Origin of the sequence: Microbacterium sp. (assembly GCF_044340635.1) — a bacterium.
Classification (GTDB): Bacteria; Actinomycetota; Actinomycetes; order Actinomycetales; family Microbacteriaceae; genus Microbacterium.
On the sequence record NZ_JBIITF010000018.1, the window covers coordinates 55,460 to 64,350 of the forward strand.

The window sequence follows — 8,891 nt, forward strand, 5'->3', positions numbered from 1 at the left end:
GGCGCGCAGCTCAGCTTTCGACTTCGGATGCCCGGGGACTTGCGTGCATCCGCAATCGCTCGACCACCTGGGCCAGATACCGCGTGATGACCTCCTGCTCGGCATCGGTGAACGAGTCGAGCTCGCCGTCGATGCCCATGATCATCGGCATGAGCCGCCCCATCGCGCGGTCGCGCGAAGCGGGCTGCGGCACAACGAGAGTGCCGCGGCGATCCGTGGGGTGGGGCTCGCGCGTCACGTGACCGAGCGCGACGAGCCGGTCGATCGATGTCGTCGCGGCGCCGGCAGAGATGCCCACGCGCCGCGCCAGCTCGGTCGGCCCCAGCGGACCACCCATGAGCAGATGCTCCATGGCCGCCAGATCCGTCGGATTGACCTCGAGCTCGGTTGCTATCGCACGCTCGAACTGATCGGTGAGTTCGATGAACTCCCGCAACGACGCCGTGGCCGGACGGGTCGGAGAGAACCCGGACGCGTCCGCGCCTGGACTGTCGCCGTGCCTCGGTTGCATGAGACCCACGATATCGCTACATTCGTTCGATAGTCATATAGTTTGATCTTCAAATAACTTTCACAGACGTGGAGAACCCCCATGAGCGGCCTGCTGCGCTTCATCACATCCGCCAAGACGTCATGGATCGTGCTCGTCCTGGCGGGTCTCGCAGCGGCCGCGCTGTTCAGCATCGCGGGCGGCGAAGAGTCCGAAACGGCACCCTCGGTCGGCCTGCCCGACAGCGCCGAGTCCGTCCAGGTCGATCAGCTGCGCGAAGAGTTTCCGAGCGCCGACGACACCTCGGCCCTGCTGGTCTTCGCGTCGGATGAGGGCGAGCTCGACGCCGACACGCTCGCCCTGATCAACGAGAACGCCATGGGCGAGCTCGCTAACCTCTCCCGCGAGGGATTTGTTCCGCCCGCGCAGGTCTCGGACGACGGAACGGTCGCCCTGGTCGTCGTACCGCTCGATCCCGAGTCCGACGTCGCCGCGCAGAGCGAGCGCGCCCAGGAACTCCGCGATGCGGCATCCGCGGATCTCGACGGGGTACGGGTCTATTTGACCGGAGCCGAGGGATTCGAGGTCGATATCGCTGCCGTCTTCGCGGGGGCAGACTTCACCCTTCTTCTGACAACCGTGATCGTCGTGGCCGTGCTGTTGCTCATCACCTACCGCAGCCCCTGGCTGTGGCTCGTCCCACTCGTCGTCATCGGGGTCGCGGACGGGCTCGCCGGCATCGTCGCGCGACAGGTGGCGAGCGCGGTCGGCGTGCAGCTCGATGCATCCGTCACCGGCATCCTGTCGGTGCTCGTCTTCGGAGCCGGAACGAACTACGCCCTACTGCTCATCGCGCGGTATCGCGATGAGCTACGCCTGCACGAGGATCGCCGGGTCGCGATGCAGCGCGCGCTGCGCGGAGCGGGCCCCGCGATCATCGCGAGCGGCTCGACCGTCGCGCTCGCGCTGCTGACGCTGCTTCTCGCCGAGCTCGCCGGCAACCGGGCACTCGGGCTGGCGTGCGCGGTCGGCATCGTCGTCGCGATGATCTTCGCCCTGTTCGTCCTTCCCGCGGCGCTCGTGCTGTTCGGGCGTGGGCTCTTCTGGCCCTACGTTCCGCGCTTCGGGTCGCCCGACGCGATCGCCCGAAGCGTCTGGGGCAAGCTCGGCCGCGCGGTTTCGAAGCGTCCGATCATCGTGGCCACGGGGGGCTTCATCGTGCTCGGCGTGATGGCCAGCGGACTGTTCTTCGTCCAGACCGGGCTCTCACAGAACGACAGATTCCTGCAGAAGCCCGAGGCCGTTCAGGGACAGGAGGTCCTCGCCGAGGCTTTCTCGGCCGGAACGACCTCGCCCTCCATCGTCATCGTTCCCCTCGACGAGGCCGAAGAGGCCGAGAGTGCGCTGGCCGCCCTCGACGGCGTCGACTCCGCGGCGATCGGGGAGACGACAGATAACCTCGCCCGGATCGACGTCACGCTCGGCGCGAACGCCGAGACCGAGGAGGCATTCGCCACGGTCGAGCGGATGCGTGCTGCCCTCGACGGCGTCGGCACCGGCGAGGGCCTGGTGGGTGGGCTCGACGCCCAAGCCCTGGATGTCACGAACGCGCAGGCCCGCGATCAGGCTTTGATCATCCCGCTGATTCTGGTGCTCGTGCTCATCGTCCTCGTCGTGCTGCTGCGCGCGCTCGTCGCCCCGCTGCTGCTGCTCCTGGCGGTCGTGGCGAGCTTCTTCTCCGCCATCGGGCTCAGCTGGTGGCTCTTCCAGACGCCGCTCTTCGGGTTCCCCGCCATCGACACCAACGTGCTGCTGTTCAGTTTCCTGTTCCTCGTGGCACTCGGTGTGGACTACAGCATCTTCCTCGTGACCCGAGCGAAGGAGGAGTCCGACCACCTCGGCATCACACAGGGCATGATCCGCGCCCTCGCCGCAACGGGCGCCGTGATCACGAGCGCCGGAATCCTGCTGGCTGCGGTGTTCGCGGTACTCGGGGTGCTTCCGCTCATCACGTTGACGCAGATTGGCATCATCGTCTGCATCGGTGTGCTCATCGACACCCTGCTCGTGCGCACGGTGGTCGTTCCGGCGCTCGCGTTCATCACCAAGGACGCTTTCTGGTGGCCGCGTAAGCCGAAGCTCCGCGATGCGGATGCCGCGGCGCGCGGGGCGGATGCACTCGCTCTGACGCCGGCCGCTCGGAGAGTCACAAAAAGATAACGACGAACCCTTGCTCACCGTTACCTGGCCGTTATAGAGTGCATGCACGGTAGTTGTTTTGCTGTGGCAGCTACCGACATGTGATTGCAGGACACTCTTGGTGCAAGGGATAAGGGCCGGTCAGAAGCCTCTCTGACCGGCCCTCACTTGTGCATCGGCGATGCCCCTCGAGGTATTCCGGGGCGCTCGTCGGGTCAGGAACGGCGGCGTGCGGAGTTGCCGCGACCCCTCACCATGACGTACACGAGCAGGGCGATGATGGAGCCGATGATGCCGGCCGGCTGGAAGAATCCGTCGCCCGCGTCCTGCCCGAAGAGCAGGAACCCGAGGAAGCCGCCGACGAAAGAACCGACGATCCCCAGGATGATGGTCATCAGGATGCTCATATCCTGCTTGCCCGGCACCACGGCACGGGCGATGAATCCGGCGATCAGACCGATGACGATGATGCTGATGATGAGACCGAGCATGGTTGCTCCTCTTCTCTCCGCCTAGCGGCGGAGGGGTTGGGCACCGTTCGGTGCGCGATGTGCCGCGATGCGCGACAACACCTGACTTCACCACCCCTCGGGGTGTGACGGCACACCCCTGGGGGTGTAAAACTCGAGTATGCCCACCGCCCCGGACGCGCGACCCATCACCGTCGCCCTCGTCGACGACTACGACGTCGTGCTGAAAGGACTGGCGCACCTGTTCGACGAATACCGCGACCGGGTTCTGGTGGCCGAGATCGACGCAAACAGGGGTGTCAGCGATTCTGTGGATGTCGTGTTGTACGACTCCTTCGCGCAGCCGGAATCCGATCACCACGAGATCTCCGAGCTCATCAAGAACCCGAGTGCGCGCCGGGTCGTCATGTACACCTGGAACTTTCACCCGGAGCTGATCGAGTCGGCGCGACGCCAGGGGGTGCACGGATACCTCTCGAAGACCCTGACCGCCCCGCAGCTGGTCGCCGCGATCGAAGCGGTCCACGCGGGTGAGCTCGTGATCAGCAACCAGGGCCGCCGTGCGCCCAGCGCGCCGGGACTCGACTGGCCGGGGCGGCTCGACGGCATCACCGATCGCGAGTCCGAGATACTGGCCCTGATCACACAGGGCAAGAGCAACGCCGAGGTCGCCAGCCTCACCTACCTGAGCCCGAACACGGTGAAGTCGTACATCCGGTCGGTCTACCGCAAGATCGGCGCGACGAGCCGCACACAGGCCGTTCTGTACGGCGTCGCCCACGGATTCACCCCCGACACCCACCGGATCGACCATTGGATGGGTGGGCCGTGACGCTCGCCGGACTCACCCCCGAATTGCGGGGGTTCGAACGGCGATTCCGGGGTACTCGACGACGAGCCCCGCACGGTCGTACTGGATGTCGCACGCGAACTCGAACGTCGATGACTCATAGCGGAACAGCAAGCGTTCACGTGTGACGGTCCTCGTTGTCTCGCGTCAACACCAGGTCACCGGCTCCCGTCACGCTCAGGTGGGCCGCTCGCACGGCGAGAGTCCTCCACGAGAGGTCCGCCGCGATCTCGTAGCCGACTGACCACAAAACGCCCGACTCGTTGGCGGTTGTATGACCCATCAGCCGATGCGTCCCCCGTCGATCATCGAAAAAAGCGACCTCGAAGCCCTCCCGCAGTCCCTGGTGGGTCCAACTCGCGCGGGCAGGGGGTGACATCAGCTTCATGAGGCGAATCTCGTTCCGTCAAAAATCACAGAAACATAACGACAATCCTTGCTCATCGTTATCTCCCCGTTATAGAGTGCAAGCACGGAAGTTGTTTGCTGTGGCAGCTTCCGACATGTGATTGCAGGACACTCTTGGTGCAAGGGACAAGGGCCGGTCAGAAGCCTCTCTGACCGGCCCTTACTCTTGTCCTTTTTTCCTTCCTTGCGCCGGTTCGCTCGTTCGCTCCTCCACACGGCCAGCCGCCGAGAGTTATCCACAGAACCTACTCTTGACCGGGTGTTTTGTGGACGCCAATGTCGGTGGTCGATGGGATTCTGGAGGCATGTTCACGACCGCACCCCGCGATACCGAGGCCTCTGTCGGCACGGCGTTGCAGGCTGCGGTGGCCGAGGCATCCGCTCTGCTCGACGCTCACGTGTTGCCTGAGCGGGAACAGTTGTCGCTGTTGCGCGACGACGAGATCCTAGAGCTCACGCGCGTCGCGGAAGAGCTGGGCCGGCGGGCGGATGCGCTGCGAACACTCGCGGCCGCGGAGGTCGGGCGCCGGTCTGGTCCCGAACGGGGCTCGGAGAGTCTGAGTGCACGCCTCGGATGCCGCAACCCGGCCGAACTGCTCGAGCGGTTGTGTTCGGTCTCGGGTGCGACGGCGCGGACTCGGTTGCGACTCGGGCAGCACGTAGCGCCGAGATTCGGACTCGCGGGGGGCCCGCTTCCCTCGGACTTCCCCGCGGCTCGGGTCGCCTTCGGTGCCGGCGAACTGGGCATCGACGCGCTCGTCGCCATCACCGGCACTCTCTCTCCTCTGACCGAGCGATGCGGCGCTGAGGCGGTCGCGGCCGCCGAGGGCGAGTTGGTTGCGGCCGCCACGGGCACAGCTCCCGACGGCGCACCACCCGCCGCAGCCGACGAGATCCGGATGCAGGCGAAGCTCTGGGCGCTCTACCTCGATCCAGACGGAGTCCTCCCCGACCCCGATCGCACCATGCGCCGCCGCGGGCTCACCCTCGGACGCGAGCGGGACGGTCTGACGCCCCTCTCGGTGGCGCTGACGATCGACGTTGCGGCGCAATTGCAACGCCTCTTCGACGCCCAGATCAGCCCGCGCACCGCGGACCACGGCCGTCCGGCGTTCGCCGAAGACACGACCGGCGAACGTGACGGCGAGCACGCGCGGGACGATTCCCGCACCCGGGCGCAGCGACAGCACGACGCTCTCGCGGCGATCCTCGGGGTGGCGGCGCGCGCGGCCGAGTCGCCGTCGATCGGCGGTGCGGCACCCACGCTGCTCGTGACGATCAGCGCCTCCGAACTCGAGCGTCGCGACGGGTACGGCCTGCTCGATGCCGCGCACCTGAGCGACGACATCGGCGCCGACGCCGTCCCCCAGCCGATCCCAGCGACGTTCGCCAGGCAGATCGCGTGCTCGGGCGGCATCCAACGTCTGGTCCACGACGACCAGGGCCGCATCATCGAACTCGGCGGGCCGCAGCGCGTCTTCACCGCCCATCAGAGGCGCGCGATCATCGCGAGGGACGGCGGATGCGTCATCCCGGGATGCCACGTCCCCGCGGCCTGGTGCGAGATCCACAGAGAGCATGGGAGTGGCCCGGTCCTGATGGCTGCCTGACCCAGAAATCCATTGGCGCTCTGGCGGGATGATGGGGTTGCCGGTTCACCCTGGTGGCGGTTTGACTCCGAGATTCATTGACGCCGATGGCTGTCTTTGCGTGGATTTGTCGGCCGCTGTCAGGACCGGCGTCAGCCATCGACGTGACGGCCGTGACTTGATAGGAGCTTGCTGGAACAGGCCCGTCTCTGTGCTGTCCGACCGTCACGCCGATGATTTCACCACCCTCGGATGAAGGACGGTAAGACCAGCATGACAAATCAACTTCGCGAGCGGGTGATCGTCGGCGGTGTCGACACTCACAAGCTCACCCATCACGCGGCCATCGTTGACGCCGCAACCGGGAAGCTCTTGGGAGACCAGGAGTTCGCCGCGAACACTGACGGATACAAACGCATGCGGGCGTGGTTTGCCGGGCATGGGACGATCGCGAGGATCGGGATCGAAGGAACCGGCTCATACGGCGCGGGGTTGCAACGACATCTGCAAGCCCATAACGTCACCGTGATCGAAGTCGCACGCCAGAACCGTCAAAGAACGTCGCGCTCGAGGCAAGTCAGATCCGATCGATGCGATCAACGCCGCCCGCGCCACACTCAGCGAAACAGCAACCACGGTCCCGAAAGATCGGGACGGGTTTGTCGAAGCGGTCAGGTTGATTCGAACGACCCGACGCAGCGCAGTGAAGGCTCGGCGATCCACGATCAACCAGATCCATGGCGTCCTCTGGTCCGCACCGGAAGACCTCCGGATGCGCCTGGGCGACTATGACCGCGCTGCTCTGGTCGTCCGCTGCGCTCGCCTGCGGATCACCGACACCAGTGACGATCCCGCCGCGACTGCCAAACGCATGCTCCGTCGCCTAGCCCGACGCGTCCAACACCTCGACGAGGAAATCGCCGACGCCGATGCAGAGCTGCGCGAAATACTCACCACTCATGCCCCCAACCTCATGGCCATGAACGCGGTCGGCCCCGAAGTCGCCGGGCAAATCATCGCCACCGCCGGCGAGAACATTGACCGCCTCCACTCCGAATCAGCCCTGGCCCGCATCTGCGGCGTCGCCCCGATCCCCGCCAGTTCCGGCAACACCACCCGACACCGACTCCATCGCGGCGGCGACAGAGACGCCAACAGCGCCATCCACATGATCGTGATCAACAGACTCCGATGGCACGCACCCTCCCGCGCCTACATGTCCCGTCGAATCACCGACGGGAAGACAAAGAAAGAAATCATCCGCTGCCTCAAACGAGCCGTCGTCCGAGAGCTCTACCACGCTCTCCAAGCCGACCTCCTCCGCACTTGACAATGCATAGGAGCATCCACGTCACGGACCACGCCGAGGGCGGCCCGACTCATACGGACAACGGCGTGCTCCTCTGTTGGTATCACCACAGATTCGTCGACCGAAACGGCTGGTCGATCCGCATGAACCGGGGCGTGCCCGAAGTCCGCGCGCCTTCCTGGATCGATGCCCGGATGCTGTGGCGCCCGGTCACCCGCTCCCCCACAAGGCTGCGGGATCGGGTCGTCAGGCAGACGTGAAGCGAGCCCCCGTAGACTGAACCCTCGTGAGTCAACGCGTACTGGTCAACCAGCTTCAGGGTCTGCCCGACGGCACCGTTTCGGTGTCGGGATGGGTCGAGACCGTCCGTGACCAGAAGAAGGTGCAGTTCGTCATCCTGCGTGACGAAACCGGCGCCGTGCAGCTCGTCAACCCGGCGACGCGCGAACTCGCCGAAGACGCCGCGCCCGAGGCATCCGCCGCCCTCGCCCTCACCGAGACGATCTCGGGACTCGCGACGGGCACCTTCCTGACCGTGACGGGCGAACTCAAGCACGACGAGCGCGTCAAGCTCGGCGGCGTCGAGATCAAGCTCGCGACCCTCGACATCGCCGCGGCGGCGAACCCCGAGACCCCGATTGCGGCCGACTCGAGCGTCGACAAGCGCATGGACTGGCGCTTCCTCGACCTGCGCCAGCGCCGCAACAACCTCATCTTCCGTGTGCAGACCACGCTCGAGCACGCGATGCGCACGTACTGGATCGAACGCGACTACATCGAGATCCACTCCCCCAAGCTCATGGCGAGCCCGTCGGAGTCGAACGCCGAACTCTTCTCGCTCGACTACTTCGAAGACAAGACGGCCTACCTCGCGCAGAGCCCCCAGTTCTTCAAGCAGATGGCGCAGTCCGCCGGCTTCGGCAAGATCTTCGAGATCGCCCCCGCCTTCCGCGCTGACCCGTCGTTCACGAGCCGCCACGCGACCGAGTTCACCTCCATCGACGCCGAGATCAGCTGGATCGACTCGCACGAAGACGTCGCACGGATGCAGGAAGAGCTCCTGCAGTTCGCCTTCCAGGCCGTGAAAGACAAGCACGGCGCCGAGATCGAAGAGCTCTTCGGCGTCGAGGTGCAGGTTCCGGCCATCCCGTTCCCCCGCGTCCCGCTTGCCGAGGCGCTCGAGATCGTCAAGGCCCGCGGCTACGAGGTTCCGCGGACCGACGGCGACCTCGACCCCGAGGGTGAGCGCCAGATCGCCGCGTGGGCGCAGGACACCTTCGGGCACCAGTTCGTGTTCGTCACCGACTACCACCCGCAGATCCGCGCCTTCTACCACATGCGCGACGAAGAGACCGGGCTGACCAAGTCGTACGACCTGCTCTTCAACGGCGTCGAGATCACGACGGGTGCACAGCGCGAGCACCGCGTCGACATCCTGATCGAGCAGGCGAAGGAGAAGGGTCTCGACCCCGAGCACCTCGACTTCTACCTCGACTTCTTCCGCTTCGGCGCCCCGCCGCACGGCGGGTTCGGCATGGGCCTCGCGCGCGTGCTCATGCTGCTGCTCGGCGAGTCG

The 8,891-nt window shown here is 65.9% G+C and carries 10 protein-coding genes; 6 read left to right on the forward strand and 4 right to left on the reverse strand.

The window, feature by feature from the left end; genetic code table 11:
- Nucleotides 1-10 precede the first annotated feature (10 nt).
- Entirely contained in the window at nt 11-511 is a 501-nt protein-coding gene (locus ACIQ0W_RS14000) for a MarR family winged helix-turn-helix transcriptional regulator (RefSeq protein WP_396643329.1), read from the reverse strand.
- A gap of 81 nt (nt 512-592) precedes the next feature.
- On the opposite strand from ACIQ0W_RS14000, the gene ACIQ0W_RS14005 reads away from it, so the two are divergent.
- Nucleotides 593-2,710, forward strand: a complete 2,118-nt coding sequence (locus tag ACIQ0W_RS14005) for an MMPL family transporter (RefSeq protein WP_396643330.1) — start codon at nt 593-595, stop codon at nt 2,708-2,710.
- 194 nt (nt 2,711-2,904) lie between these two features.
- Here ACIQ0W_RS14005 and ACIQ0W_RS14010 read toward each other — a convergent pair whose 3' ends face one another.
- A complete protein-coding gene (locus ACIQ0W_RS14010) occupies nt 2,905-3,180 on the reverse strand; it encodes a GlsB/YeaQ/YmgE family stress response membrane protein (RefSeq protein WP_396643331.1) in 276 nt (91 codons plus the stop codon).
- A 139-nt stretch (nt 3,181-3,319) separates the two neighbouring features.
- Between ACIQ0W_RS14010 and ACIQ0W_RS14015 the strand changes: the two genes are divergently transcribed.
- Nucleotides 3,320-3,991, forward strand: coding sequence for a DNA-binding response regulator (locus ACIQ0W_RS14015; RefSeq protein ID WP_396643332.1), 672 nt, complete (start codon nt 3,320-3,322; stop codon nt 3,989-3,991).
- A 12-nt stretch (nt 3,992-4,003) separates the two neighbouring features.
- On the opposite strand, the gene ACIQ0W_RS14020 is transcribed toward ACIQ0W_RS14015, so the two are convergent.
- Together ACIQ0W_RS14020 and ACIQ0W_RS14025 are read right to left on the reverse strand one after the other, a co-directional pair.
- Nucleotides 4,004-4,123, reverse strand: coding sequence for a putative glycolipid-binding domain-containing protein (locus tag ACIQ0W_RS14020; RefSeq protein WP_396643333.1), 120 nt, complete (start codon nt 4,121-4,123; stop codon nt 4,004-4,006).
- A 4-nt stretch (nt 4,124-4,127) separates the two neighbouring features.
- Nucleotides 4,128-4,397: a putative glycolipid-binding domain-containing protein gene (locus ACIQ0W_RS14025; RefSeq protein ID WP_396643334.1), complete on the reverse strand. Its 270-nt coding sequence runs from the start codon at nt 4,395-4,397 to the stop codon at nt 4,128-4,130.
- Between the two features lie 325 nt (nt 4,398-4,722).
- Here ACIQ0W_RS14025 and ACIQ0W_RS14030 point away from each other — a divergent pair, with 325 nt between their 5' ends.
- The 4 genes from ACIQ0W_RS14030 to aspS all read left to right on the forward strand — a co-directional run.
- Entirely contained in the window at nt 4,723-6,027 is a 1,305-nt protein-coding gene (locus ACIQ0W_RS14030) for a DUF222 domain-containing protein (protein WP_396643335.1), read from the forward strand.
- A 252-nt stretch (nt 6,028-6,279) separates the two neighbouring features.
- On the forward strand, nt 6,280-6,798 hold the full coding sequence (locus ACIQ0W_RS14035; RefSeq protein WP_396643342.1) for a transposase: 519 nt from the start codon (nt 6,280-6,282) through the stop codon (nt 6,796-6,798).
- The gene (locus ACIQ0W_RS14040; RefSeq protein WP_396643336.1) at nt 6,779-7,336 is read left to right on the forward strand and encodes a transposase; all 558 of its coding nucleotides are present in this window, start codon (nt 6,779-6,781) and stop codon (nt 7,334-7,336) included. Before ACIQ0W_RS14035 ends, ACIQ0W_RS14040 begins: the two co-directional genes overlap by 20 nt.
- A gap of 265 nt (nt 7,337-7,601) precedes the next feature.
- Nucleotides 7,602-8,891, forward strand: a 1,290-nt coding sequence (gene aspS / locus ACIQ0W_RS14045) for an aspartate--tRNA(Asn) ligase (protein ID WP_396643337.1), incomplete at its 3' end; no start/stop codon positions are given.

What these genes read in the sequence shown, in the direction of transcription:
- ACIQ0W_RS14000 (WP_396643329.1), bottom strand. Translation starts at nt 511, where the DNA reads ATGCAACCGAGGCACGGCGACAGTCCAGGCGCGGACGCGTCCGGGTTC.
- ACIQ0W_RS14035 (WP_396643342.1), top strand. Translation starts at nt 6,280, where the DNA reads ATGACAAATCAACTTCGCGAGCGGGTGATCGTCGGCGGTGTCGACACT.
- ACIQ0W_RS14030 (WP_396643335.1), top strand. Translation starts at nt 4,723, where the DNA reads ATGTTCACGACCGCACCCCGCGATACCGAGGCCTCTGTCGGCACGGCG.
- ACIQ0W_RS14015 (WP_396643332.1), top strand. Translation starts at nt 3,320, where the DNA reads ATGCCCACCGCCCCGGACGCGCGACCCATCACCGTCGCCCTCGTCGAC.
- ACIQ0W_RS14005 (WP_396643330.1), top strand. Translation starts at nt 593, where the DNA reads ATGAGCGGCCTGCTGCGCTTCATCACATCCGCCAAGACGTCATGGATC.
- ACIQ0W_RS14010 (WP_396643331.1), bottom strand. Translation starts at nt 3,180, where the DNA reads ATGCTCGGTCTCATCATCAGCATCATCGTCATCGGTCTGATCGCCGGA.
- ACIQ0W_RS14025 (WP_396643334.1), bottom strand. Translation starts at nt 4,397, where the DNA reads ATGAAGCTGATGTCACCCCCTGCCCGCGCGAGTTGGACCCACCAGGGA.
- ACIQ0W_RS14040 (WP_396643336.1), top strand. Translation starts at nt 6,779, where the DNA reads ATGCGCCTGGGCGACTATGACCGCGCTGCTCTGGTCGTCCGCTGCGCT.